Annotated in this window: 21 protein-coding genes; 6 read left to right on the forward strand and 15 right to left on the reverse strand. The window is 69.6% G+C overall.

The window, feature by feature from the left end; translation table 11 throughout:
- Window positions 1-10: 10 nt before the first annotated feature.
- The 9 genes from AC3WRN_RS04135 to AC3WRN_RS04175 form a co-directional block, all read right to left on the reverse strand.
- Window positions 11-571, reverse strand: coding sequence for a pilus assembly PilX family protein (locus AC3WRN_RS04135; RefSeq protein ID WP_235604416.1), 561 nt, complete (start codon window positions 569-571; stop codon window positions 11-13).
- Entirely contained in the window at window positions 568-1,674 is a 1,107-nt protein-coding gene (locus AC3WRN_RS04140) for a PilW family protein (protein ID WP_255373814.1), read from the reverse strand. The genes AC3WRN_RS04135 and AC3WRN_RS04140 overlap by 4 nt, the downstream gene beginning before the upstream one ends.
- Window positions 1,671-2,252, reverse strand: coding sequence for a type IV pilus modification protein PilV (gene pilV, locus AC3WRN_RS04145; protein WP_492622008.1), 582 nt, complete (start codon window positions 2,250-2,252; stop codon window positions 1,671-1,673). The genes AC3WRN_RS04140 and pilV overlap by 4 nt, the downstream gene beginning before the upstream one ends.
- On the reverse strand, window positions 2,249-2,722 hold the full coding sequence (locus AC3WRN_RS04150; protein ID WP_068095253.1) for a GspH/FimT family pseudopilin: 474 nt from the start codon (window positions 2,720-2,722) through the stop codon (window positions 2,249-2,251). The genes pilV and AC3WRN_RS04150 overlap by 4 nt, the downstream gene beginning before the upstream one ends.
- A gap of 3 nt (window positions 2,723-2,725) precedes the next feature.
- Window positions 2,726-3,217, reverse strand: coding sequence for a type IV pilin protein (locus tag AC3WRN_RS04155; protein WP_068095251.1), 492 nt, complete (start codon window positions 3,215-3,217; stop codon window positions 2,726-2,728).
- A 334-nt stretch (window positions 3,218-3,551) separates the two neighbouring features.
- A complete protein-coding gene (locus AC3WRN_RS04160; RefSeq protein WP_068094763.1) occupies window positions 3,552-4,268 on the reverse strand; it encodes a TVP38/TMEM64 family protein in 717 nt (238 codons plus the stop codon).
- Entirely contained in the window at window positions 4,265-4,825 is a 561-nt protein-coding gene (locus tag AC3WRN_RS04165) for a nucleoside deaminase (protein WP_068094759.1), read from the reverse strand. Before AC3WRN_RS04165 ends, AC3WRN_RS04160 begins: the two co-directional genes overlap by 4 nt.
- A gap of 29 nt (window positions 4,826-4,854) precedes the next feature.
- Window positions 4,855-6,618, reverse strand: coding sequence for a glutamine--tRNA ligase/YqeY domain fusion protein (locus AC3WRN_RS04170; protein WP_492622009.1), 1,764 nt, complete (start codon window positions 6,616-6,618; stop codon window positions 4,855-4,857).
- 74 nt (window positions 6,619-6,692) lie between these two features.
- On the reverse strand, window positions 6,693-7,748 hold the full coding sequence (locus AC3WRN_RS04175; protein WP_492622010.1) for a diguanylate cyclase: 1,056 nt from the start codon (window positions 7,746-7,748) through the stop codon (window positions 6,693-6,695).
- Between the two features lie 135 nt (window positions 7,749-7,883).
- Between AC3WRN_RS04175 and AC3WRN_RS04180 the strand changes: the two genes are divergently transcribed.
- Together AC3WRN_RS04180 and AC3WRN_RS04185 are read left to right on the forward strand one after the other, a co-directional pair.
- A complete protein-coding gene (locus AC3WRN_RS04180) occupies window positions 7,884-8,162 on the forward strand; it encodes a putative signal transducing protein (protein WP_492622011.1) in 279 nt (92 codons plus the stop codon).
- A 74-nt stretch (window positions 8,163-8,236) separates the two neighbouring features.
- Window positions 8,237-8,755 carry an adenine phosphoribosyltransferase gene (locus AC3WRN_RS04185; RefSeq protein WP_492622012.1) on the forward strand — a complete coding sequence of 173 codons (519 nt, stop codon included), beginning with the start codon at window positions 8,237-8,239 and terminating at the stop codon, window positions 8,753-8,755.
- A gap of 22 nt (window positions 8,756-8,777) precedes the next feature.
- Here AC3WRN_RS04185 and AC3WRN_RS04190 read toward each other — a convergent pair whose 3' ends face one another.
- The 5 genes from AC3WRN_RS04190 to AC3WRN_RS04210 all read right to left on the reverse strand — a co-directional run bounded on the left by AC3WRN_RS04190 (window position 8,778) and on the right by AC3WRN_RS04210 (window position 13,077).
- Entirely contained in the window at window positions 8,778-9,284 is a 507-nt protein-coding gene (locus AC3WRN_RS04190; protein ID WP_492622013.1) for a hypothetical protein, read from the reverse strand.
- A 95-nt stretch (window positions 9,285-9,379) separates the two neighbouring features.
- Window positions 9,380-9,961, reverse strand: coding sequence for a DUF3501 family protein (locus AC3WRN_RS04195; protein WP_492622014.1), 582 nt, complete (start codon window positions 9,959-9,961; stop codon window positions 9,380-9,382).
- Between the two features lie 115 nt (window positions 9,962-10,076).
- Complete coding sequence (locus AC3WRN_RS04200) at window positions 10,077-11,420, reverse strand: (Fe-S)-binding protein (protein ID WP_492622015.1); 1,344 nt, start codon at window positions 11,418-11,420, stop codon at window positions 10,077-10,079.
- A 145-nt stretch (window positions 11,421-11,565) separates the two neighbouring features.
- A complete protein-coding gene (locus AC3WRN_RS04205; RefSeq protein WP_068094890.1) occupies window positions 11,566-11,985 on the reverse strand; it encodes a rubrerythrin family protein in 420 nt (139 codons plus the stop codon).
- Between the two features lie 129 nt (window positions 11,986-12,114).
- Window positions 12,115-13,077: a LysR substrate-binding domain-containing protein gene (locus AC3WRN_RS04210; protein ID WP_068094887.1), complete on the reverse strand. Its 963-nt coding sequence runs from the start codon at window positions 13,075-13,077 to the stop codon at window positions 12,115-12,117.
- A gap of 299 nt (window positions 13,078-13,376) precedes the next feature.
- Between AC3WRN_RS04210 and AC3WRN_RS04215 the strand changes: the two genes are divergently transcribed.
- From AC3WRN_RS04215 to prmC, 4 genes are all read left to right on the forward strand, one after another.
- On the forward strand, window positions 13,377-16,058 hold the full coding sequence (locus AC3WRN_RS04215) for a M1 family metallopeptidase (protein WP_492622016.1): 2,682 nt from the start codon (window positions 13,377-13,379) through the stop codon (window positions 16,056-16,058).
- A gap of 126 nt (window positions 16,059-16,184) precedes the next feature.
- Window positions 16,185-17,255: a hypothetical protein gene (locus tag AC3WRN_RS04220; protein WP_492622017.1), complete on the forward strand. Its 1,071-nt coding sequence runs from the start codon at window positions 16,185-16,187 to the stop codon at window positions 17,253-17,255.
- A 210-nt stretch (window positions 17,256-17,465) separates the two neighbouring features.
- On the forward strand, window positions 17,466-21,617 hold the full coding sequence (locus tag AC3WRN_RS04225) for a hypothetical protein (RefSeq protein WP_492622018.1): 4,152 nt from the start codon (window positions 17,466-17,468) through the stop codon (window positions 21,615-21,617).
- Window positions 21,610-22,437: a peptide chain release factor N(5)-glutamine methyltransferase gene (gene prmC / locus AC3WRN_RS04230; protein ID WP_492622019.1), complete on the forward strand. Its 828-nt coding sequence runs from the start codon at window positions 21,610-21,612 to the stop codon at window positions 22,435-22,437. Before AC3WRN_RS04225 ends, prmC begins: the two co-directional genes overlap by 8 nt.
- 84 nt (window positions 22,438-22,521) lie before the next feature.
- Here prmC and dxs read toward each other — a convergent pair whose 3' ends face one another.
- Window positions 22,522-24,411, reverse strand: coding sequence for a 1-deoxy-D-xylulose-5-phosphate synthase (dxs, locus tag AC3WRN_RS04235; protein ID WP_068096071.1), 1,890 nt, complete (start codon window positions 24,409-24,411; stop codon window positions 22,522-22,524).
- Between the last annotated feature and the right edge of the window lie 73 nt (window positions 24,412-24,484).

A 24,484-nucleotide genomic window follows, 5' to 3' on the forward strand; every position in this document is an offset into this window, starting at 1 on the left:
GGATGCGAGGTTAATAGGGGCAGGGCGTGCCGATCGGCACCTGTACAGCGGCACCCTGGTGCACGGTCACCGCGACGGCGGTGTTGTTCGGGTCGGTGACGGTGGACTGGATGTCCCATTGGGTCGCCGAGCACATCGAGGGAGCTGCCGGGGGCGGGGATACCGAGGAGGACGGGCCGGGCAGGATCAGGTTGCCGTTGGGGTTGTTCGGCACCTTGCAGACGTCGCCCACCGGCAGGGTCGCGTTGGGGATCACCTTGCTGTCGAGGCAGGCGGGAGGCGCGACCTGGGCGGTGAAGTCCGTGATGCCGTCGCCGTTGACGTCGACCGGCACGGGAGTGGTGGTGGTGATCGGCACCCGGATGAACGGCTGGCTCATCACCTGCTCGATGCCTTGCTGTGCCACGGTGCCGGCTTCCAGCCGGTACTGCTGGTTGGCGGCGACCCGGGTGTTGATCATGCTCGAGCTGACCATGGAAATGGCGAAGAGCATGAAGATGACCAGGAAGATCAGCGTCATCACCAGGGTGAAGCCGCGCTGCGAGGTGCGGGACGGAGAGGTCTTCATCATTGGTTCTCCCTCACGCCGCCGGTGTTCCAGACGCGTGCCACGGTGCCGTAGACGTGCCGCTTGTAGTGGTCGCCATATGCGGGGATCGGCGCGGCGCGACCCAGGTCGTAGGTGCGGGTGTCGGTCCAGCTGGCGGTGCTGTCGAGATTGCGCGAGAGCAGGTTGACGCGTACGGCGGTGACGTTGGCCCAGTTGGCGGTGGCTGACGCGGTCCATGCGTAAGCGGCGGCCGCCACCGCGGTGGCGCAGGCAGCCGGTGCGGCGCTGGTGTCGGACGGATTGTCGACGTAGCAGTCCGGCGAGCCGTTGTTGTCGACGTCGATGCCGTAGCTGTAGTGCACGTCTTCGATGCCGGTGACCAGCGAGGAGACCTGGATGGCGCCGTTCACGAATTCGGCCATCTTCAGCGTCGGCGTGGTGTCGGCGCCGGTGCCGCTGCACACATCGCAGGTGGCCACGTAGTAGCTGCGCATGACGTATTTGCGCAGCTCGGCGGAGGTGCTGGTGCTGCAGGTGCCGCCGGCGACGGCCGCCTTGTTGTGCAGCGTGAAGGCGCTGGGGCTGTTGCTGTAGACCAGCGGTACGCTGTCGGTCTCGCAGCCGGAACGCTGCAGGTAGTAATTGTTGCCGTCAGCCGGGGTGGCGCTGCCGGAGACGTAGCTGACGGTGAGGACTTCCGCGCCCGTCCGCATGTTGGGAAGCTTGGTAGCCAGGCATGCGGGGACGGTGGCGGCCAGCGATGGCCCGTAGACCGGGAGCGGAACGGTGAGTGGGCTGGTGCTGAAACCCATCGAGGCGGGCGCCGTGGCGCAGGGGTCCGACAGGGCGTAGCTGGAGGTGGCAAGCGGCAAGCTGGCGCGCCCGTAGAAACCGGCCATCTCGATGTCGCGCCTGATCGACTGCAGGGCGAAGCGGCCGTTCTCGACCTGCTCGGAGGTCTTGTTGAATTCCGTGCGCGCCTTGCTGGTGGAGACGTACAGCGAGCTGAGGCCGGCCAGCAGCGCCAGACCGATGGCGACGGCGACCATCAGCTCGATCAGGGACATGCCCGCCTGCTGGCGGGCATGCGACATGGGCTGGCCGTGGGCGCGAGGAGTCATCATGTCGTCGTGAGGTTGGCGATCTGGATTTGGACGCTGATCACGCGCCGCAGGTTGTTGTTGCCGAGCGTTCCACTCCCGCACAGCAACTTTGGCGTGGCCGTGGGCGTCAGGCCCTGCCAGGCAACGCTGACCTGGTAGACCTGATTGGTTGGGTCGATCTGGGTGATGCAGCCGACCGCGCCGATCATGGCGCCGACCTTGTTGCCGCCGGAGGTCTCGCGGGAACCTAGCAGGGCGTTTTGCCAGGCGGCGAGGTCGGAAGCGACGGTGGTGTTCTGTATGGCCGAACCCGAGGTGCAGGGAGTCGGGGCGCTGGTCGTGCTGTAACCGGTGGGGCCGGTGGGGCCGGTGGGGTTGGTTATGCTGGCGCCCACCGAATAGCACGAGGCGACCTGCCGGTTGGCGTTGATACGCGAAACCATGTCCTGCACCAGGGTCAGTGCCTGCACCCGCTGGTACGACTCCATCTCGCTGCGCGTGGATTTCGCCATCAGGGTGACGGTGCCGAGCAGGGCGATGGCCGCGATGACCAGCGACACCAGCGCTTCGATCAACATCATGCCGGTCTGGTTTTTCATGGGCAGGTGACCTTGGTGGACTCGACGCGGCCGGTGGCGCCCACGGTGACGCTGAGGCAAAGCGGCTGCGAGCCGGTCTTGTTGATCGGCGCGATCGCGAACGTGGCTCCCGTGGTGGTCATCCGGCCGTTGCCGTCGAAGCTGAAGCTTGGATCGGACGGCGTGATGACGATGTTGCCGAGGGCCGACTGCTTGCGAATGGTCGCGGCGGGGGTGTTCTGGCTGACCACCCAGCCCTGGCTCCAGTCGGCCGCGTTGGTGGCCTTCACATCGACCTGGGCGTTGCGCTTGATCGCCTCGCTGCGCGCCAGCGCCACCGTGGAGACGATATCCATCGAGGCGTTCTTGACGCTTTGCGATTGCAGGAACGGCCGCATCGAGGGGATGGCGATCATCAGCAGCACGGCAAAGATGGCCAGGGTGACCAGCATCTCAACCAGCGTGAAGCCGTGGCTACGCGATGTGCGCATGGATCATTTCCAGCAGTTCGTGGCGCCGGTGCTCGCTACCTTGCTGCCGTCGCCGTTGAGGGTGAGCGTGGCGCAGCCCGTGTCGCGAACCTGGGTGCCCTTCGGTGTGGCGGTGATGGTGTAGCGCGGCGGCGTGCCGCCTGAAACGGAGGCTGCGGTGGCCACCATCGCAACGCTGTAGCTGGACGCTACCGTGTTCGGCACGGTATAGCCGAGCGTGCTCAGGCTGCCGGCGAACTGCCGGGAATCGACCATGTAGCGCTCCTGCGCGCTGGCGATTTCCTGCATCACGCTCTCCGCCGCCGAGCGGTTGGAGCGCAGGGTGTAGTTGAAGTAGCTGGGCACGGCGATGGCGGCGAGGATGGCGATGACCGCTACCGTGATCATCAGCTCGATCAGGGTGAAGCCGCGTGCACGCGCGACGGGTTGAGCCTGGCGCAAGTACGTGCGCGGCGGTGGCGTGAACCGTCGACCGGTGTGGATCGAAGCTGGCATATTCCCCCCTAGGGTTGCCGGTATTGTGCTGGGTGACCGACAAGCTTGTCCGTGTGCTGCATCACGGGCTAACGCCATGCCCGTCAGGAATATGGGATGTTCCCCCGGCAATGTCAATTTGCCGATCCACCGGTATTTGGCGGCATCCCAGCCCATTGCGCACGATCTTTCGGACTTGCCCAGCAAGGCGGCTTGGCGAGGTCCGGCGGGAGCGCTTCGGATCACACTGCGGCCCGGATCGGTTGCCGATCGCGCGGAATTTCCAGCGTCCGCAGGAAAGCCGTGGTGCCCCGGGTGTGCATGGTGTACCGGCCACCCCGAGGCGGCCGGGCATTCAGTCGATGCGCCGGGTTCCCCGCCGGCGGCGCCGGGTGACGCGCTCGATCAACAGCGGCAGCAGCGCGAGCAGAGCGATCGCCCCCAGCGGCAGCAGTACCTCGCGGTGCATGAACAGGTCCAGGCCGAAGCTGCTGGCATGGCTCATGGCGTCGCCGAGGCCAGCGCCGATCGAGGTTTCGAAAATCAGCGAAACGGTACCGCCCAGCCAGCTGGCGCCGAGGAACAGCCACAGCGGGCAGCGCAGCCAGGCCAGGCAGACGGTGACCAGGCCGAACGGCGCCACCGGCACGAAGCGCAGGAACAGGGTATAGCTCACCGGGTGGCGTTCGAAGCCGTGGTGCAGTTTCGCCACGATCGCCGGCGGCTGGCGGCTGCCGGCGCCGAACGCGTAACGGCTGGCCAGGAACAGGATCAGCGAGCCCAGGGTCAGGCCGATCGACGAGTACACGGTGGCGTCGACCACGCCGAAGGCGAAGCCGCCGGCCAGGATCACCACGATGGTGCCCGGGATGCCGGTGGCCACGGTCAGCGTCAGCAGGCCGGTGTAGGCCAGGCGGCTCAGCCAGGGGTGGTCGGCGATCTGCGCGTGCAGCTCGGCCTGGTGCGCCACCAGTTGCTGCGGCCCCAGCCGGTCCAGCGAGCCGGAGGCGAACAGCACGATGCCGGCCAGCACCAGCAGGATCAGCGGCAGCGCGGCGCGCCAGCGGTTCAATACGGCACGCCGGTGGCGCCATAGGTGGCCAGTACCTCGCGGGCGCGGGCGCGCAGGATGTCGCGGCGCACGGCGATGTTGCGGCGGGCCAGCTCGCCGATCCAGTCGGCCGGCAACGGACCCTCGTCGAACTCGGTGAGTTCCTCGACATCCTCGGAGCGCGCGCCGATCAGCAGCTCGTCGATGCCGGCCCACACGGTGGCGCCGTAGCACTGGCAGCACGGCTGCGAGCTGGTGGCCAGCACGTAATGGCCGCCGTCCTCGTTCAGCCGGTGCCGGCTCAAACGCTGCTGCGCGATCATGATCACCATCATCTCGGCATGCGCGACCGAACAGCTCTGCGGCAGTACGCGGTTGACGCCGACGGCGACCAGCCGGCCGCTGTGGCTGTTGAACACGGCGGCGCCGAACGGGCCGCCGCCGCCGCGCTCCACGTTGTGCCGCGACAGCTCGATCGCCAGGCCCACGCGCTCCTCGTCGCTCTGGTAACGCCGGTTGGTGTCGGCGACGTCGCCGATCCACGGCGGCAGGGTGAGATGGATTTGCAGCGGCAGCATGCCTTGGCTCCGTCAGTGGGCCGGCCCGCTTACTGGCCGGCCGGCTTGGCCCACACGTCGCGCAAGGTCACCGTGCGGTTGAACACCGGGGCGTCGGCGCGGTGGTCGACGCGGTCGGCCACGAAGTAGCCGAGCCGCTCGAACTGGAAGCGCCGCTCCGGCTCGACGCGGGCGGCGGCCGGTTCCAGCCATGCCCGCACCACGCGTTTGGCCTCGGGGTTGACGTGATCGAGCCAGCTCTTGCCATCCTCTTCGCTGTCCGGCGCGGGCACGCTGAACAGGCGATCGTACAGGCGCACCTCGGTGGCCACCGCATGCTTCGCGCTGACCCAGTGGACGGTGCCCTTCACCTTGCGGTCGGCGCCGGGCAGGCCGTGGCGGGTTTCCGGATCGAGCGTGCAGTGCAACTCGACCACGTTGCCGGCAGCGTCCTTGACGACCTGTTCGCACTTGACGATGCCGACGCCACGCAGGCGCACTTCGCCCTCGGGCTTCAGCCGGTGGAAGCCCTTCGGCGGCATCTCGGCGAAATCCTCGCGCTCGATCCATACCTCGCGGGCGAACGGCACCTCGCGCGTGCCGAAACTCTCGTCCTTCGGATGGTTCGGGAAGCTCAGGGTTTCCTCGTGGCCTTCCGGCAGGTTGGTGATCACCAGCTTCAGCGGGTCGAGCACGGCCATCCGGCGCGCCGCGGTGGCGTCCAGATCCTCGCGGATGCAGTTCTCCAGTACGGTGTAGTCGATCACGCTGTTCTGCTTGGAGACGCCCACGCGCTCGATCAGCAGGCGCAGCCCGGCCGGAGTGAAGCCGCGCCGGCGCAGGCCGCGCAGCGTGTTCATGCGCGGGTCGTCCCAGCCGTCCACGTGATGCTCGTTCACCAGCTGCGCCAGCTTGCGCTTGCTGGTGATGCAGTAGCTGAGGTTGAGCCGCGAGAACTCGATCTGGCGCGGCTTGGCCGGCTTCGCCTCCAGGCCCGCGGCGACCACCGACTGCCACAGTTCCGGATGGTTCGGCAGGTCCACCTTGTCCACGCACCAGTCGTACAGCGGGCGGTGGTCCTCGAACTCCAGCGTGCACAGCGAGTGGGTGATGCCCTCCATCGCATCGGACAGCGCGTGCGCGAAGTCGTACATCGGGTAGATCGGCCAGGCATCGCCGGTGTTCTGGTGGGCGACCTTGCGGATGCGGTACAGCGCCGGGTCGCGCAGGTTGATGTTGCCGGAGGCCATGTCGATCTTCGCGCGCAGCGTCTTGCTGCCGTCGGCGAACTCGCCGGCGCGCATGCGGCGGAACAGGTCGAGGCTCTCCGCGGCCGGACGCCCGCGCCAGGGCGAGTGGCGGCCCGGCTCGGTCAGCGTGCCGCGGTACTGGCGCATCTCCTCGGCGCTGAGGTCGTCGACATAGGCCAGGCCGTCCTCGATCAGCTTGCAGGCGCTGCGGTAGAACACCTCGAAGTAATCCGAGGCGTGGCGCAGTTCGTGCCAGTCGTAGCCCAGCCAGTGCACGTCGTCCTTGATGCCCTGGACGAACTCGGGGTCTTCCCTGCCCGGGTTGGTGTCGTCCAGGCGCAGGTTGCACCAGCCGCCGAACTCCTTCGCGATGCCGAAGCTCAGGCAGATCGCCTTGGCGTGGCCGATGTGCAGGTAGCCGTTCGGCTCCGGCGGGAAGCGGGTGTGGATGGCGGCGTGCCGGCCCGCGGCGAGGTCGTCGCGCACGATCTGGCGGATGAAGTCACGCGGACCGTCGGCCGGCGCGGCGGCGGCGGACTCGGCGGGGCTGGACGGGCTCGACATCGGAATCGACTCGCGGAAAGGGCGAAAGAATCCGCGAAGTTTAGCTTGTTCCCGCCGGCGATCGAAGGCGGGCGTCAGCTTGGCACGGCTTCCGCCACATTGGCGCAGACCCGATTGCGGCCCTGCGCCTTGGCCTGGTACAGCGTGATGTCGGCCTGCTTGATCCAGGCTTCCAGGTTGGCGTGCCGCGGCCCGATTTCCTCCACGCCGAGGCTGAGCGTGTACGGTTGCACGGACGAGTCATCGCCGCGGCCGATCCGCTCGACTCGCTGGCGGATCCGTTCGGCGATCTCGCGGGCGCGTTCGAGGCCGGTTTCCGGCAGCACCACGCCGAATTCGTCGCCGCCGAGGCGGCCGGGCGTGTCCACGCTGCGCAGGCTCTCGCGCAGCACCTCGGCAATCTCCTGCAACAAGGCGTCGCCGGCGGCGTGGCCATGATGGTCGTTGACCTGCTTGAATCCGTCGATGTCGAGCAGGATCAGCGTGGCCGGGTGCTGGTTGCGCAGGTAGCGGTGCATCTCGTGTGCGGCCGTATCCAGCCAGTGCGCGCGGTTGGCGAGGCCGGTGAGCGTGTCGGTGCGGTTGAGCTGTTCCAGCAGGCGGTTCTGCTGGCGGATGCGGCGGCCGAACTTGAAGTTCACCGTACTCAACCATAGCGGATAGATCGCCATCATCGGGATGCAGGCGACGATATCGAACATGTCGCTGGTTGGCCGCCAGGCGAAGCCGTTCAACCACGCGACCAGCGCGCAGGTCGCGATCTGCAGCAGTAGCGCGCGCAGCAGCACCCGTCCGCCGCCGGCGCTGATGCGGTCCATCGCCATCATCGAGGTCAGCATCACGCAAGGCAGCAGGTTGAATCGCATCACCGCGATCCACCCGCCCAGCATGGCCGAGTCGGCCAGCAGGTTGAACTGTTCGTGCTGCACCGGCCGGGTGGAGCGCACGGCATGCAGCCAGGCCAGGTGCGGCCACGCAAGGCCATTGGCGAGCAGCAGCGACCACAGCCAGATCGGGGCTTGCTGCTGATACAGCACGGCCGCGACTGGCAGCATGCCCAGCCCCAGCCCGAGTGTGCGCAGGCGATGCGCCAGGCTCACGAACTTCAAGCCTTCGTCGCGCTTGCCCATAGGCTGGTTATCCCCCGTATTGCCCTGCGGCGCTACCGGCACCGCTGCCACGACGATAGAGCAGATGGCAGCCGCGCCGCTACTGGATCGGCGTGGTGCTTGCCGTCGACGTTCGGCGGGGCTAGCGTGCGACCCATGCATACTGTCTACCGCGCCGAAAACCTGTTCGATGCGCACCTGGTGAAGGATGCGCTGGAACATGCGCAGATTCCCGCCTTCATCGCTGGCGAGTACCTCACCGGCGGGGTGGGCCAGTTGCCGGCGCTGGATTACCTTGCGGTGATGGTGCCCGACTCCGGTGCGGGCGTCGCCGAAGGCATCGTGCGCGAGGTCGAAGCGCAGCTGGCCGAGGCACGCGAGGCGATGCGCGAGCTGGGCGACGACCCCGGCGATCCGCTCGCCGCGCCCGGCTGAGCCACGCGGTATCCGCTTTGGTGCCGCGCGCGCGTGCCGGCGTCGCGCCGGGATCGACCACCGTGGAGAACACGATGCATGCATTCGCCGACCTGGTCCGTGCCGTGCCGGACTTTCCGAAGCCCGGCGTGCTGTTCCGCGACATCACCCCGTTGCTGGCCGATGCGCGCGGTTTCGCCGATTGCATCGCCGCGCTTGCCGAGCCATGGCACGACGCCGGCGTGCAGGCGGTGTGCGGGATCGAGGCGCGTGGCTTCATCTTCGGCGTCGCGCTGGCGCAGGTGCTGCACGCGGGCTTTGTGCCGCTGCGCAAGCCGGGCAAGCTGCCGCCGCCGGTGGTGACGGTGGACTACCAGCTGGAATACGGCAGCGACCGGCTGCAGGCGCAAGCCGGCGCGATCGGGCCGGGCGAGCGCGTATTGCTGGTCGACGACGTGCTGGCCACCGGCGGCACGCTGGTCGCGGCCGCGGCCCTGGTCGGCAAGCTGGGCGCCGAGCTGCTTGGCGCCAGCGTGGTGATCGAGCTGCCGGCGTTGCAGGGGCGCGCCCGCTGGCAGGGCGACGTGCCGCTGTATAGCCTGTTGCGTTGCTGAGGCGTCCGGCTGTGCCATGCCGTCACGGCGCGGAAATGTCGACACGCTCCACGTAGACCAGCTCGCAGGCGCCGGCGCCGGTGTCGTCGCGGGTCAGCGAGGTGTTCCAGTGCCAGCCGTCGGCGCGGCTGGCGTCGACCAGGAACCCTTCGAGGTGCACCAGCTGGCCCTGGCGTACCTGTTCGAGTTCGCGCTTCACGTCATCGTCGGCGGGAATCATGTGCATATTGGCGCTGGAGGTTTCGATCTCGCGGCGCGGGATCGGGAATGCCTTGACATGCCAATGGTAGAAGCGGTCGGACTGCGTGATGTCGATGCCCGCCAGCACTGCGCTGTCGGACATGCGGCCCCAGCCGAGCGCGAGATCGAGCGGGATCAGCCCGGCGTCCGCACCCCGGGAATAGTCCTTGCGCGACAGCACGCGGGCGGTGATGTCGAAGTGCGCGCGGGTGGTGAGCGTGACGTCGCCGCGCTGCAGCTTGGCGCCGTCGTCGATATCGACCTGCGCGGGGGTGTCGGGTGCCAGCACGCCGGGCGGCGGATGCAGCGGTCGCCGATGCCACCACGAAACGCCGCCCCACAGCGCCAGCAGCAGGGCGGCCGCGAGCAGGAGCCGGCGCGCGCTCAGGCGAAGTCCGCCGCCAGGCTGTGGCGCTGGCCGGGCGTCAGCGCCACGTCGACCGGCATCGCCGGCAGCGTCGAGGCCAGCGTGACCGCCGCGCCGGCGCGCCAGTCCGTGATCATCGCGGGAGTGAGTTCGAAGCGCAGGAAGTGCACGGCGGCGGTCTTCTCCTCGTTGCTGCGCGCCATGTCCTCGTCGGCGATGGCGGTGACCGGGGCGTGGCCGTGCACGGTCAGCGCGATCGCATGCTCGATGTGGCGCAGGCGTACCAGCTCGCGCTTGCGCTGCCCGGCGTCGGCGTATTCGATGAGCATGGTGGCCTTGAGGTTGCTGCCGTCGGGGACCAGCGGGTTGTAGGCGTCGAGTTCGTCCTGGATGCCGGCAGCCTCGAAGATGCGCTCGATGCGCAGCATCTCCTGCACCTGGTACTGCACGCTCAGGCGGTCCTCGAAGACCAGCGTGAGATGCTCGCCGAGGTGCACCGTGCGCTGCTGCTTGTGCACCATTGCGCGGGCGCGGAATTCGTCGCGCTGCTGCGCGTAGGTTTCGAGGCTGAGCAGGTCGGCGCAATCGAGCTTGTCCATTATCTCTGATCAGAAGTGAGGGAAGAGAAGTGAGGAGTGAGAGAGGGCAAAAGCAAGAGCGGCGCGGCGGGTTGCGAGGCTTTCTCTCACTCCTCACTCCGCTCCACTCGCTCCTCTAAATGCCGTAGGCCTTGCGCAGCAGGCTCAGCGGATGTTCCGCCGCCGGCTTGTCGTCGAGACCGTGGGCGATGTGGCCGCCGGCCATCGGGCAGTCGCTGGTGAAGTGGTCGGGGTTGGCTTGCTCGACGCGATTCTCCACCGGTTTCGCCAGCTTGCGCGAGAGCGCGTAGGTCTTGTGCTTCACGCCATAGGTGCCGTCGTGGCCGGAGCAGCGCTCGATGGTGGTGATCTCGGTATCCGGCACCAGTTGCAGGATCTCGCGCGTCTTCGGGCCGATCTTCTGTACGCGCTGGTGGCATGGCACCTGCCAGGCGACCTTGCCCAGCGACTGCCTGAAGTCGGTCTGCAGCAGGCCGGCCTTGTGGCGCTCGGCGAGGTATTCGAACGGATCGAAGAAGCGGTCGCGCACCAGCGCGACGTCGGCGTCGTCGGGAAACATCAGCGGCAGCTCCTGCTTGAACATCAGCACGCAGGACGGGATCGCCGCGGTGAAGTCCCAGCCTTCGCGCGCCATCTTCGCCAGCACCGGGATGTTGCGCTCCTTGTACTTCGTCACCGTCTTCAGGTCGCCCAGTTCCAGCTTGGGCATGCCGCAGCAGCTTTCCTGCTCGACCAGCCGGGTCGGGATCGCGTTGTGCGCCAGCACGGCGGCGAGATCCTCGACCACGCCGGGCGCGGAGTGGTCGCAGTAGCAGGTGGCGAACAGCGCGAGCTTGCCGCGGGTGCTGCCCGCGGGCACCGCCTCGCCCCGGCCGTCGAGGTCGCGCAGGCGCTTGCGCGCGGTGGGTGCGTAGTACTCGGGCACGCGCGCCTTCGCGTCGACGCCCATGGCCTTTTCCAGCAGCTGGCGCGCGGCCGGGTTGCGGTTGGCGGCATTGACCACCTGCACCACCACCGGGATCGAGGCGAGCTTGCCCACGGTGCGCGTGCTGGACAGGATCTTCGACGACAACGGCGCGCCGTCACGCTCGAACGCCACCGCCTTGGCGCGCAGCATCAGGTGCGGGAAATCCACGTTCCACGGGTGCGGCGGCGTGTACGGGCACTTGGTCTGGTAGCACAGGTCGCACAGGTAGCACTGCTCGGTGACCTTCGGATAGTCGGCCTTGTCGACGCCGTCGACCTCCATCGTCGCGGAGGCGTCGACCAGGTCGAACAGGGTGGGGAAGGCGTGGCACAGGCTGACGCAGCGGCGACAGCCGTGGCAGATGTTGAATACGCGCTCCAGCTCGGCGTCCAGCGACTGCTGGTCCATGAACTCGGGATTGGTCCAGTTCAGCGGATGCCGGGTCGGTGCATCCAGATTGCCTTCGCGCGTGTCGTGGATGGGATCGGCCATCGTCGTCTCCCTGATCCGGTTGGGATTTGCTTAAGCGCCGTCATCCCCGCGAAGGCGGGGATCCAGTGTCTTTCACACTACTCACCACTCTTGAAGTCACTGGATTCCCGCCTTCGCGGGAATGACGAGCTTAAGTGCCATTCCCTCAGCCCAGTTCGCCCAGCGCCTTGGTGAAGCGGTTCGCGTGCGATCGCTCGGCCTTGGCCAGCGTCTCGAACCAGTCGGCGATCTCGCCGAAGCCTTCCTCGCGCGCGGCCTTGGCCATGCCCGGGTACATGTCGGTGTACTCGTGGGTCTCGCCGGCGATGGCGCTCTTCAGGTTCAGCTGGGTGCCGCCGAACGGCAGGCCGGTGGCGGGGTCGCCCACCGCTTCGAGGTATTCCAGGTGGCCGTGGGCGTGGCCGGTCTCGCCTTCGGCGGTGGAGCGGAACACCGCGGAAACATCGTTGTAGCCCTCGACGTCGGCCTTGGCGGCGAAGTAGAGGTAGCGGCGGTTGGCCATCGACTCGCCGGCGAAGGCGTCCTTCAGGTTCTGCTCGGTGCGGGATCCTTTCAAGTTGCTCATGACATCACCTCGTGGCGTTGGGCTGGGAGGGTTTGTGCCTTTGCGGTCTTGACGGCCTGACCGGCCGAGCCTAGCGCCCGGCAGGCGCGCGATGAAATTGATTGTCTAGATCGCCTGGATAGCTTGCGGCTATCGGCGGGCGGCCTTGCGCGGTGCCGGCGGCGCGGCCGGCGCGGTGGCCGCCGTATGGGCGTCGAGCAGGTCCGCCGGCAGTTGCCGGAACACGTCCGCCAGCCGTTGCAGGAACCCGTCCATGGCCGAACTCTTGCGCCAGACCATGGCGATGCGCCGGCTCGGCGGGTGGCCCCTGAATTCGATCAGGTGCAGGTTCTCCACCGGCGCCACCGGCGGCTTCACCGCGGTGACCGGCAGCAGGGTGATGCCCACGTTCGCCGCCACCATCTGCCGCAACGTTTCCAGGCTGGTGGCGCGGAAGCCGCTGTGTTCGCCCGCGCCCGCCAGGTGGCAGACCTCCAGCGCCTGGTCGCGCAGGCAATGGCCGTCTTCCAGCAGCAGCAGGTTCTGGTTGGACAGGTCGCCCAGCTTCAGCTGGCCCTGCTTGTGCGCCAGCGGGTGCGCGTCCGACACCGCCAGCAGGAACGGTTCCTCGAACAGGAATTCGGTGTGCAGGCTGTCCTCGTGCAGCGGCAGCGCGAGGATGCCGGCGTCGAGCTTGCCCTCGCGCAGCATGCGCAGCACCGCCTCGGTCTTTTCCTCGACCAGCAGCAGTTCCAGCCTGGGGAACGCCTGGCGCACCAGCGGCAGCGCATGCGGCAGCAGGTACGGGCCCAGCGTGGGGAAGATGCCCAGGCGCACGGTGCCGGACTCGGGGTCCAGCGTGCGCCGGGCCACGCCGCGGATTTGCTCGATCTCGTTGAGCACGTCGCGCGCACGCGCAGCGATGTCGCGGCCGACCTCGGTCAGCAGCACCTTGCGCGGCGTGCGCTCGACCAGCGGCACGCCCAGTTCATCCTCCAGCTTCTTGATCTGGGTGGACAGGGTGGGCTGGCTGACGAAGCAGGCCTCGGCGGCGCGGCCGAAATGCCGGTGCTCGGCGAGGGCCACCAGGTATTGGAGGTCGCGCAGGTTCATGGCTGGTCCGGGCTGGCAATAGACATACGCTATAGCCGGGATGGTAACAATCAATTGGAACGATGCAAGTGCGGGACCTATCCTGCGCACACGTTCTGCCCGCAGCACCCCGCGCGTCGGAGTTCCCCCTCCTGCTCCCCCGCAGACGCGCGGGTTTCCCCAAACCGGCGACAAGGCTTGCCTTGCCGCCGGTTTTTTTTTCCGGATCTCCCCCTGGCGGCCGCCATGCCTTCTGGCACTGGGGCCCAGGTCATGGCGGCCCTAGCGTGAAGGTTTCCCCACCGCCAGAGAAGATCCTCATGCGCCGTCTCGCCCGTCCGCTTCTGCTTACCGCGTTGGCCGCCTGCTGCGGCGCCGCGTTCGCCGCCACCGCCGACCAGGCGCCGCAGGGTCGGCTGCCGGGCTGGGCGGTGCCGCAGTCCTACCAGCTCGTGTTCAAGGTCGATCCCGCGCAAGCCGATTTCTCCGGCACCACCACGATCAAGCTGAAGCTGACCCAGGCCTCCGACCACCTGTGGCTGGACGGCGCCGGGCTGAAGGTGTCGAAGGTGACCATCACCGACGCCGCCGGCAAGGCGCACGCCGGCAAGTACGTCGCCGTGGATCCGAAGGCCGGCGTGGCGCGGGTGGACTTCGGCAGCAGCCTGAAGCCGCAGCAGCTGACCCTGAAGCTCGACTACACCGCGCCGCTCAACCAGCAGTTGCAGGGCCTGTACAAGGTCACCGCCAAGGGCCAGCCGTACGCGATGACGCAGATGGAGCCGATCAGCGCGCGCTTCGCCTTCCCGGGCTTCGACGAGCCGGGCTTCAAGACCCCGTTCGACATCGCCATCACCGTGCCCGAGCACGAGAACGTGGTGGCGAACACGCGCCAGGTGAAGGAGCAGCCGGCCGGCAAGGGCTGGAAGACCGTGACCTTCGCGCAGACGCTGCCGCTGCCCACCTACCTGGTCGCGTTCGCGGTGGGCCCGTGGGACATCGTCGACGGCCCGGACATCTCGCCCGACGCGTACCGCGCCAAGCCGCTCAAGCTGCGCGGCATCGCGGCCAAGGGCGAGGGCCACCGCATGGAACACGTGCTGGGCGAGACGCCGAGCATCATCCATGCGCTGGAGAACTACTACGGCTTCGGCTATCCGTTCGACAAGCTCGACCTGCTGGCGGCGCCGGACTTCGAGGCCGGCGCGATGGAGAACCCGGGCCTGGTCACCTTCCGCGACTGGCTGCTGCTGCTCGACAAGGATTCGCCGGCGCGCAACGTGCGCGGCTCGTTCAACGTCAACGCGCACGAGCTGGCCCACCAGTGGACCGGCGACACGGTCACCACCGAGTGGTGGAACGACATCTGGCTCAACGAGGCCTTCGCCACCTGGATGCAGCAGAAAGTCACCATGCGGGTGCACCCGGAATACCGCGCCGACCTCGACCGCGTACGCGGCGCGCAGGGCGCGATGAGCAACGACAGCCTCACCAGCGCGCGCAGCATCCGCCAGCCGATCACCGGCAACGGCGACATCATGACCGCGTTCGACGGCATCACCTACCAGAAGGGCGCCAGCGTCATCGGCATGTTCGAGAGCTATGTCGGCGAGCCCATCTACCAGAAGGGCATGCGCGCCTACATCCAGAAGCAGAAGTTCGGCAACGCCACCGCCGACGACCTGGTCTCGGCGATCGCCGCCGCGGCCGGCAAGGGCGACGCGTTCAAGCACGCGTTCAAGAGCTTCCTCGACCAGTCCGGCGTGCCGTACGTGGCGACCCGGCTTGAGCAGAAGGACGGCAAGACCGTGCTGCAGCTGAGCCAGAGCCGCTACCTGCCGGTCGGCAGCGGCGGTGACCCTCAGCGCATCTGGGGCGTGCCGGTGTGCGTGCGCTACGGAGTGGTCTCCGGCAGCAAGGTCGCCTGCGAGATGCTCGACCAGGCCACCGGCGCGATGGAACTGCCCGGCGCCAGCACGCCGACCTGGGTGATGCCGAACGCGAACGCCAGCGGCTACTACCGCTTCAGCCTCGACAAGGCCGGGCTGGACAGCCTGGTCAAGCAGATCGGCAAGCTCGGCGATGCCGAGCAGCTCGCCTACGCCGACGCGATCAACGCCAGTTTCCGCCATGGCGACCTCGACGCGGGCCAGGTGCTGGCCGCGCTGCAGCCGCTGACCGGCTCGAAGATCCGCGAAGTGGCCCTCGCGCCGCTGGGCATGGCCGGCGGGCTCTATCAGCGCATCGCCGTCACTGACGCCCAGCGCGCGCGGCTGGCCGCGTGGGCGAAGGCCGCCTACCTGCCGCGGCTGGAGCAGCTGGGCTACCAGCGCAAGGCCGGCGAATCCGAAGACGACGCCTTGATGCGCAGCAGCCTGGCCAGCGCGCTGGCGTTCGATTTCAAGCTGCCGGAAGTGCGTGCGGCCCTGCTCCGGCAGGGCGAGGCGGCGCTGAAGCCGAAGGTGGATGGCCGCCTGGACCTGGCCGCCGCCGATCCCGACCTGCTCGGCGACGCGCTGGGCGTGGCGGTGCAGGAACGCGGCAAGAGCGCGGTCGACGCGCTGGTCGCCGAACTGCCCAGAACCAGCGACGCGGCCCTGCGCAACGGCATCCTCGGCGGCCTGGCCAGCGTGGAAGATCCCGCGTTGGCCGAACAGGTGCGCAACTTCGCGCTGACCAAGCCGGTGAAGGTCGGCGAGATGGGCATGCTGCTGCGCGGCAGCCGCGACACGCTGGCCCAGCGCGACGCGATGTGGGCGTGGTTCACCGCGCACTACCAGCAGATCCTGGAGCGCACCGGCAGCTTCTCCGGCGGCCGCCTGCCGTCGATGGCCGCGGGCGGCGGCTGCTCCAGCGCCGAGTACGATCGCCTGCAGGCGTTCTTCAAGGCCCACGAGAAGGATGCCGCCGGCATCGGCCGCGGCCTGGCGCAGACCGGCGAATCGATCCAGCTGTGCAGCGCGCTGAAGGCGAAGCAGGACCCGGCCGCGATCCTGCGCTGAGCGCATTCGCCGCTCCGGCAAAAAGCCCCGCCATGGCGGGGCTTTTTTGCCGGGCGCGTCAGCATTTCGGCAATACGGCCGGCGTAGCATGGGCGGCGGAACGCCGGTATCGCATGCGGGGAGATGATGATCGAGTTGGAAATCCAGGCACTCTCGGAGAGACGGGGAGGCCTGATCGTCGAGGTCGGCCGGCTGGCCGCCGCATGTGGTTTCATCCTGCAGCGGCAACGCCTGGTGCAGGATCCGAACGGCGCCCTGCTGACCATGGTGGTGTGCGGCCCGTCGCGCAAACGGCGCGAGCTGCAGGCGGCGCTCGAGGGCTACGAGCGCATCATCAGCTTCGAGCTTGAACCGTTCGTGGAAGGCGAATCGCGACCGCACTTCGCCGCCTCGCGCCCGCTCGCCAGCTATGTACCCCCTCCGGCGGCGCCTCGGCCAGCGACACCGGCGTCCGTACCTGTGCCCGCACCGGCGCCCACGCCTGCGCCAGCATCCGTACCTGAGCCCGCACCGACACAGGCACCGACACGTACTCGTCCCGCCGCAACCCGGGCGGCAGCCCCTGTTGCGACACCGGCGGCGGCGAAGCCGGTGGCGCCGGTCGTGGCACCCGTGTTCGTCGATGTCGTGCCGAGCGTCCCCGTGGCGCCGGCGCCGGAATCGTTCGAGGAGCTGATGATGAGCTACCGGCGCCCGCCGGCGCCCACGTCGGCGAAGTCCGCGCCCGCGCCATTCGTGGAGCTGCTGGCGCTGGAGGCGGACGCGCCGGCGGTCGGGCAGGCGCTGGCCGACCTGGCGCACGAGTACCCGCGGATCCTGCCGCGCCTGCTGGCGCTGGATCGCGCCGTCGCGGCCGGCGCGCGCGAAGCATCGCTGCAGCTGGCCGGACAGCGCGTCGGCGCCTGGCTGTTCGAACGCGAGTATGCGCTGGATACCGGGCTGGACCTGGGGGCGGCGCTCGATGCCATCGGCGTGCCGGCACTGCATGCGTTTGTCGAGGTCGAGCGGCGCGGCGGCCAATTACACCTACGGCACAGCCCGCTGTGCGCGCAGCACGGCCGCTCCGGCTGCAGCTTCTTCGGCGGCTTCCTGGAAGGTCTGCTCGGCCCGGCCATCGCGCCGGGCGGGTTGTCGGTCTTTCCCGTCTGCTGCCGGAGTTGCGGGGCGGACGAGTGCGTGTTCGCGGTTTCGGGGTGAGAGCGGCGGCTGCGGCCGGCCAGCGGCGAGAGCATTCAGGCGGATGCCTTCGCCATGGCCATCGACACGCAACCCCCCGGTGCCGCCTGCTGCGTTGAAGCGGTAACCGCCGCCGGCTGGCAGCGTGGCCGTTGCCGGAACAGGCCCGGCTGTGCGTCTGCGATGTTCCACTTACACTGTGCCGGCCGCATGGCATCAGGGGAGAGACGCATGCTTGCCCGGACACTCGGACTGTTGGGATTGTGGTTGCTGCTGGCGGCGCCGTTGCCGGCGCAGGAGGTTCCTCCGCCGCTGCGCGACTGGCAGGGCTGGGTGCTGCATGACGTGCCGCAGCACGATTGCCCGCTCCTCGCCAGCCAGGCGCCGAACGCCGGCAATCGCCAGTGCGCGTGGCCCGGCCGCCTGGTGCTGGATGCCGGCAAGGACGGCGGCCGCTTCAGCCTGGACGTGCACGCGGATGCGCCGAGCTGGGTGGCGCTGCCCGGCGATGCGCGCAGCTGGCCGCAGCAGGTCAGTGCGAACAACCAGCCGGCCACCGTGCTGCAGCGGGGCGACCAGCCGATGCTGTGGCTGGCGCCCGGCGACTACCAGTTGCGCGGCACGCTGCCGTGGTCGATGCGCCCGGCGCGGCTGCGCGTGCCCATGACGATCGGGCTGGTCGCGTTGAGCGTCGACGGCACGGCGGTGGCACGCATCGAGCGCAATGGCGAACAGCTCACCCTCGGCGAAGCCGCCGCCGCGCAGCGCGCCGCCGATGCGCTGGCGCTGCGCGTGTATCGGCGCCTGGCCGACGGCCTGCCGGCCACGCTGGAGACGCAGCTGCAGTTCAACGTCGCGGGCAGTGCCCGCGAGCAGTCGCTGGGGCCGGTGTTGCCGGAGGGTTTCATGGCCACCGCCTTGTCCGGCGAGCTGCCCGCACGGCTGGAGAACGACGGCCGGCTGCGCGTGCAGCTGCGGCCGGGCCAGTGGACGGTCACGCTGGAGGCGCGCAGCGTCGCGCCGCTGGCCAGGGTGGCGCTGAAACTGCCGGCGGCGCCGTGGCCGCGGCAGGAGGCCTGGAGTTATGTCGACGATCCCGCGCTGCGCAGCACCCGGGTGGAAGGCCACGCCACCGACGCGGCGCAGGCCGGCGTGCCGGGCGAATGGCGCGAGCTGCCGGCGTTCGTACTGGACGACAGCGCGGGCCTGGCGGTCGAGCAAGGCACGCGCGGCGACGAGGGCGGCAAGGGCGACCAGCTGCACCTGCAGCGCCAGCTGTGGCTGGATTTCGACGGCGGCGGGCTCAGCGTGGCCGACCGCCTCAGCGGCGAACTGCGTCATCACCAGCGCCTCGACGTGGCGGCGCCGTGGCAACTGCAGCGGGCCAGCCAAGGCGGCGAGCCGCTGCTGGTGAGCAAGGGTGAGGGCGGCCGCAGCGGCGTCGAGCTGCGCGAGCAGCAGCTCGACCTGGACGCCGGCCTGCGCCTGTCCACGCACCGCGGCGAGATTCCCAGTGCCGGATGGCAGCTGCCGCTGGAAAGCATCGACGCCACCTTGCACCTGCCATACGGCTACCGCCTGCTCGGCGCCACCGGCGTGGACCGCTCGCCCGATTCGTGGGTGGCGCAGTGGAGCCTGCTCGACCTGTTCGTGGTGGCCTTGATCGCGCTGCTGGCCGGGCGCCTGCTCGGCTGGCCGTGGGCGCTGTTGGCGGCGGCCTATCTGGCGCTGGCCCAGCATGAGCACGGCGCACCACTGTGGACGCTGGCCGCGGTGCTGGCGCTGGCCCTGCTGTTGCGCGCCTTGCCGGAAGGGCGGCTGCGCGCGGCGGCGCGCGCAGCCGCGGTGGCGATCTTCGCGCTGGCGGTGCTGTGGACCCTGCCGTTCGCCGCGACGCAACTGCAGTACGCGCTGCATCCGCAGCTCGAAGCGGGAAATCAGGGGCGGGCCGTCGCAGCGGGCTATGCCGCGCAGGCAGTGCGGGACGAGGCTTATGCGAATGCGCGGATGAAGATGAAGCAGCAAGTGGCGTCGCCGGCCGTGGAAGAGCAGGCCATGCCTGCGCCGGCTCCTCCGATGGGCGAGCTGGCTTCAACGGCACTCTCGGCGCCGGGCGTATCGCGCGGCGGATCGAATGCGGCGCTGAGTGCGGTGGCCGTGACCGCGGCGAGTCTTCCGGAGCCGAGGTATGCCGGCCCGGCTGTCGGCCGTGCCGTCGACAGCCGCAGCGTGATCCAGGCCGGCGCGGGCACGCCGCATTGGGACCAGGGCAACGACTACCGGCTCGGCTGGTCCGGTCCAGTGACGGCAGAGCAGGGCACGCGGCTGGTGATCGCGCCGGCGTGGCTGGTGCGGCTGCTGCGGGTGGTCATGGTGGGGTTGCTGGCGCTGCTGCTGGCGAAGCTGGTGCCGCTGCTGCTGACGCCGCTGCGCGGTCGCTGGCGCGACTGGCGTAGTGGCGGCGCGGCAAGCGCGGCCTTGCTGGCCATCGCGTTGCTGCCGGCCGGCGTGCATGCGCAGAGCCTGCCCAGCCAGGAGCTGCTGAACCAGCTGCGCAGCCGGCTCACCGAGGCGCCGAAATGCGCGCCGACCTGCGCCGCCGTGGCGCAGGCGCAACTGCTGGCCGGCGGCGACACGCTCGACGTGGCACTGGAAGCGCACGTCGGCGCGACGGTCGCGTTGCCGCTGCCGCAGGCGGACGATGCGCTGCAGCTCGTCGACGTCGGCGTGGACGGCCGTGCCAATGCGCCGCTCGGCCGTCGCGGCGACCAGCTGCTGCTGCGGCTGGATCGCGGCGTGCACCGGATCAGCCTGCGCTACCGCATCGGCGCGGCGGACAGCGCCAGCCTGCGCTTCGCGCTGCGCCCGCAGCGCATCGGGTTCAGCGGCCAGGGCTGGTCGCTGGCCGGGATCGACGACGGCCGCCCGCTGGGCGACAGCATCGCGCTGCAGCGCATGCGTACCGCCAGCGACGGCAAGGATCTGCCACCCGTGCAGAGTTTCCCGCCGTACGTGCGGCTGACCCGCCGCTTGCAGTTGGGCGTGGACTGGACCGTCGAGAACACGGTCGAGCGGATCGCCCCGCAGGGTGGCGGCTTCAGCGTCACGCTGCCGCTGCTGCCGGGCGAGCATCCGCTGGGCGACGGCGCGCTGGTGAAGGACGGCCGCATCGGCATCACCTTCAACGCGAACAGCGGCGAGGTGAGCTGGAGCAGCCGGCTCGACCACGCGGCGACGCTCGCGCTCGAGGCGCCGGCGCTGGGTGAGCGTGCCGAGGTATGGGAAATCCACGCCGCGCCGATGTGGCACGTGGACGCGAAGGGCGTGCCGACCAGCGCCAGCGACGACGGCCTGCTGTACCAACCGCTGCCCGGCGAGAGCCTGCAGCTGGCCTTCGGCAAGCCGGTGGCGATCGCCGGCGACAGCCTGGCGTTCGACGGCGTGCAGGTGGTCAGCCGCGCCGGCGAGCGCGCCACCGAGACCACGTTGAGCCTGCGCGCGCGCAGCACGCGCGGCGGCGAACACGCGATCGGCCTGCCTGCCGGCGCCGAGTTGCTGGACGCGAACCGCGACGGCGTACCGGTCAACCTGGCCGTGCGCGACGGCGCGCTCGGCCTGCCGCTGCTTCCGGGCGAACACGGCTACACGCTGCGCCTGCGCGAGCCGCACGGCGTCGCCGCGCGCACGCGCACGCCGTTATTCGCGCTGCGCGCGCCGGTGGCGAACATCGACCTCGCGCTGCAGCTGCCGCAGGATCGCTGGGTGCTGTGGACGTGGGGGCCGACCACCGGGCCGGCGGTGCTGTACTGGTCGCAGCTGGTGGTGCTGCTGCTCGCCGCCTGGCTGCTGGCGCGCTGGGCGCCCACGCCGTTGCGCTTCCGCCACTGGTTGCTGCTGGGGCTGGGCTTCTCCGCGTTCGCGTGGAGTGCCTACGCGCTGGTGGTGGCCTGGCTGATCCTGCTCGGCCTGCGTGCGCGCGGCACGCAGGCCGAGCAGCTGGGCAGCACGAAGTTCAACCTGATGCAGCTGGGTCTCGCCCTGCTCACCCTGCTGGCGCTGGCGGTGCTGATCGGCGCGGTGCCGAAGGGCCTGCTCGGTCTGCCCGACATGCACGTGGCCGGCAACGCGTCCGATGCGTGGAACCTGCGCTGGTTCGCCGACCAGAGCGCCGGTGCGCTGCCGGGCGCCGGCGTGTTCAGCGTCCCGTTGTGGGTCTACAAGCTGGCCATGCTGGCGTGGGCGCTGTGGCTGGCGTGGTCGCTGATCGACTGGCTGCGCTGGGCGTTCGGCGCGTGGACGCGCGGCGGCTACTGGCGCAAGCGCGTGCCGAAGCCGGGCGTGACGCCGCCGCCGCTCTCGACGACCGAGCCGCCGCATGCCTGATATCCGAAGCCTGCTGGCTGCCGCCACCGCACGGCTAGGCGAGCGCGCCGACGCCGAACTGCTGCTGTTGCATGTGCTGCGGCAGCCGCGCAGCTGGCTGTTCGCGCATGCCGACGACGTGCCCCGGATGGACGTCCAGACGGCTTTTTCGGCGCTGCTCGAACGCCGCGCCGCGGGCGAGCCGGTGGCCTACCTCACCGGCCGGCGCGGCTTCTGGTCGCTGGACCTGGAGGTGACGCCGGCCACGCTGATCCCGCGCCCGGAAACCGAGCTGCTGGTGGAGCTGGCGCTGCAGCGCCTGCCACCCGACGCCGCCTGCCGCGTGGCCGACCTCGGCACCGGCAGCGGCGCGATCGCGCTGGCCATTGCCAGCGAACGCCCGCACGCGCACGTCGTCGCCACGGATGCCAGCGCGGAAGCGCTCGCCGTGGCCCAGCGCAACGCGCAGCGCCACGCCATCGGCAACGTCGCCTTCGTGCACGGTGACTGGCTGGCGCCGCTCGCCGGCCAGCGCTTCGACCTGATCGTCTCCAACCCACCGTACGTCGAAGCCGCCGACCCGCACCTCGCGCAGGGCGACCTGCGCTTCGAACCGGCCGCGGCGTTGGTTTCCGGCGCCGACGGCCTCGACGCCATCCGCCGCATCGTGCGCGATGCCCGCACGCATCTGGAGCCTGGCGGCTGGCTGCTGTTCGAGCACGGCTGGAACCAGGGCGTCGCCGTCCGCGCGCTGCTCGCCGATGCCGGCTACACCGGGATATTCACGGCGCAGGACCTGGAACAACGCGACCGCGTTTCCGGCAGCCGCAGGAACGCGTAGGAGCGCACCCTGTGCGCGATGCTCTGATGTCGAACGAAGCCAAGGGCATCGCGCACAGGGTGCGCTCCTACGCGCCGACCGGGATCAGCCCGCGTTGGCCACGACAGCGGCCAGCTGCGGAAAACGCGCGCGGATCGCGTGGCGGATGCCGGGCAGGTCGAGGCCGGCCATGGAGAGCACTTCCTCGCGGCTGCCGTGTTCGAGGTACACGTCCGGCAGGCCGAGGTGCAGGATCGGCAGGGTGAGGCCGTGCGCGGCCAGGCATTCGGCCACGGCGGAGCCGGCGCCGCCGGCGACCGCGTTGTCTTCCAGGGTGACGAAGGCGTCGTGGGTCTTCGCCAACTCCACGATCAGCGCCTCGTCCAGCGGCTTCACGAAGCGCATGTTGACCAGGCTGGCGTCCAGCTCGGCGGCGATCGCGGCGGCGGGCGCCAGCATCGCGCCGAAGCTGAGCAGGGCCAGGCCGTGGCCGCGCCGGCGCAGCTCGGCCTTGCCGATCGGCAGGGTGTCGAGCTGGTGGTGGATCGCGGTGCCGGGACCGGTGCCGCGCGGGTAGCGGATGGCGGCGGGGCCGGCGTGGTGGAAGCCGGTGGAGAGCATCATGCGGCACTCGTTCTCGTCGGCCGGCGCCATGACCACCATGTTCGGCAGGCAGCGCAGGAAGGTGAGATCGAAGCTGCCCGAATGGGTGGCGCCGTCCGGGCCGACCACGCCGGCGCGGTCGATCGCGAAGGTGACGTCGAGGTTCTGCAGCGCCACGTCGTGGATCGCCTGGTCGTAGGCGCGCTGCAGGAAGGTGGAGTAGATCGCCACCACCGGCTTGGCGCCTTCGCAGGCCATGCCGGCGGCCAGCGTGACCGCGTGCTGCTCGGCGATCGCCACGTCGAAGTAGCGATCGGGGTATTCCCTCGAGAAACGCACCAGGCCGGAGCCCTCGCGCATTGCCGGGGTGATGCCGAGCAGGCGTTCGTCGGCGGCGGCCTGGTCGCACAGCCAGTCGCTGAAGATGTCGGTGTAGGTGGGCCGGGCCGGCGCGGCCTTCTTGACCAGGCCAGCCTCGGGGTCGAACGGGCCGACCGCGTGGTACTCGATCTGCGCCTGCTCGGCCGGCGCGTAGCCCTTGCCCTTGGTGGTGATCACGTGCAGCAGCTGCGGGCCGGGCAGGTTCTTCACCGTGCGCAGCGCCTGCAGCAGCTGCGGGAGGTTGTGGCCGTCGATCGGGCCGGTGTAGTGGAAGCCCAGTTCCTCGAACAGCGTGGAAGGCACGAACATGCCCTTGGCATGCTCCTCCCAGCGCTTGAACCAGCGACCGGCGAAGGACTGCTTCGGGATCGCCCGCTTGGCCCGCTCGCGCAGCTCGTTCAGCCGGCGGCTGGCCATCGCGCGCGCCATCATCTTGGTCATCGCGCCCACGTTCTCGCTGATCGACATGCCGTTGTCGTTGAACACCACCAGCATGTCCGGTTCGACGTCGCCGCCGTGGTTGAGCGCCTCGAACGCGATGCCGGCGGTCATCGCGCCGTCGCCGATCACCGCCACCACCTTGCGCTTGTCGCCCTTGCGCTGCGCGGCGATCGCCATGCCCAGCGCGGCCGAGATCGAGGTGGACGAGTGGCCGACGCCGAAGGCGTCGTACTCGCTTTCCTCGCGCCGCGGGAACGGCGCCAGGCCATCCTTCTTCTTGATCGTGGTGATGCGGTCGCGTCGGCCGGTGAGGATCTTGTGCGGATAGCACTGGTGGCCCACGTCCCACACCAGGCGGTCGTGCGGGGTATCGAACTCGTGGTGCAGCGCCACGGTGAGTTCCACCACGCCGAGACCGGCGCCGAAGTGGCCGCCGGAGCTGGCCACGGATTCGATCAGGTACTGGCGCAGTTCGTCGGCGACGGCGGGCAGATCCTCGTCGCTCACGCGGCGCAGGTCGGCCGGCGTTTCGATCGGCGCCAGGTGGGGGTAATGGGAAAGGTCGTTCATCTGCGTATTGTTGGCCCAGCGCGGGGGCGGGGCAAGGGCGGGCAGGTGAACGGAACCTGGCGGCGCCCGGGCG

Source organism: Rhodanobacter sp. FW101-FHT13A11 (assembly GCF_058790335.1).

Coding starts and splice junctions, on each gene's coding strand:
- AC3WRN_RS04185 (WP_492622012.1), top strand. CDS start 8,237: ATGCATGCATTCGCCGACCTGGTCCGTGCCGTGCCGGACTTTCCGAAG.
- AC3WRN_RS04220 (WP_492622017.1), top strand. CDS start 16,185: ATGATCGAGTTGGAAATCCAGGCACTCTCGGAGAGACGGGGAGGCCTG.
- AC3WRN_RS04150 (WP_068095253.1), bottom strand. CDS start 2,722: ATGCGCACATCGCGTAGCCACGGCTTCACGCTGGTTGAGATGCTGGTC.
- dxs (WP_068096071.1), bottom strand. CDS start 24,411: ATGAACGACCTTTCCCATTACCCCCACCTGGCGCCGATCGAAACGCCG.
- AC3WRN_RS04210 (WP_068094887.1), bottom strand. CDS start 13,077: ATGAACCTGCGCGACCTCCAATACCTGGTGGCCCTCGCCGAGCACCGG.
- AC3WRN_RS04135 (WP_235604416.1), bottom strand. CDS start 571: ATGATGAAGACCTCTCCGTCCCGCACCTCGCAGCGCGGCTTCACCCTG.
- pilV (WP_492622008.1), bottom strand. CDS start 2,252: ATGAAAAACCAGACCGGCATGATGTTGATCGAAGCGCTGGTGTCGCTG.
- AC3WRN_RS04140 (WP_255373814.1), bottom strand. CDS start 1,674: ATGATGACTCCTCGCGCCCACGGCCAGCCCATGTCGCATGCCCGCCAG.
- AC3WRN_RS04225 (WP_492622018.1), top strand. CDS start 17,466: ATGCTTGCCCGGACACTCGGACTGTTGGGATTGTGGTTGCTGCTGGCG.
- AC3WRN_RS04215 (WP_492622016.1), top strand. CDS start 13,377: ATGCGCCGTCTCGCCCGTCCGCTTCTGCTTACCGCGTTGGCCGCCTGC.
- AC3WRN_RS04155 (WP_068095251.1), bottom strand. CDS start 3,217: ATGCCAGCTTCGATCCACACCGGTCGACGGTTCACGCCACCGCCGCGC.
- AC3WRN_RS04195 (WP_492622014.1), bottom strand. CDS start 9,961: ATGGACAAGCTCGATTGCGCCGACCTGCTCAGCCTCGAAACCTACGCG.
- AC3WRN_RS04180 (WP_492622011.1), top strand. CDS start 7,884: ATGCATACTGTCTACCGCGCCGAAAACCTGTTCGATGCGCACCTGGTG.
- AC3WRN_RS04205 (WP_068094890.1), bottom strand. CDS start 11,985: ATGAGCAACTTGAAAGGATCCCGCACCGAGCAGAACCTGAAGGACGCC.
- AC3WRN_RS04175 (WP_492622010.1), bottom strand. CDS start 7,748: ATGGGCAAGCGCGACGAAGGCTTGAAGTTCGTGAGCCTGGCGCATCGC.
- prmC (WP_492622019.1), top strand. CDS start 21,610: ATGCCTGATATCCGAAGCCTGCTGGCTGCCGCCACCGCACGGCTAGGC.
- AC3WRN_RS04200 (WP_492622015.1), bottom strand. CDS start 11,420: ATGGCCGATCCCATCCACGACACGCGCGAAGGCAATCTGGATGCACCG.
- AC3WRN_RS04170 (WP_492622009.1), bottom strand. CDS start 6,618: ATGTCGAGCCCGTCCAGCCCCGCCGAGTCCGCCGCCGCCGCGCCGGCC.
- AC3WRN_RS04165 (WP_068094759.1), bottom strand. CDS start 4,825: ATGCTGCCGCTGCAAATCCATCTCACCCTGCCGCCGTGGATCGGCGAC.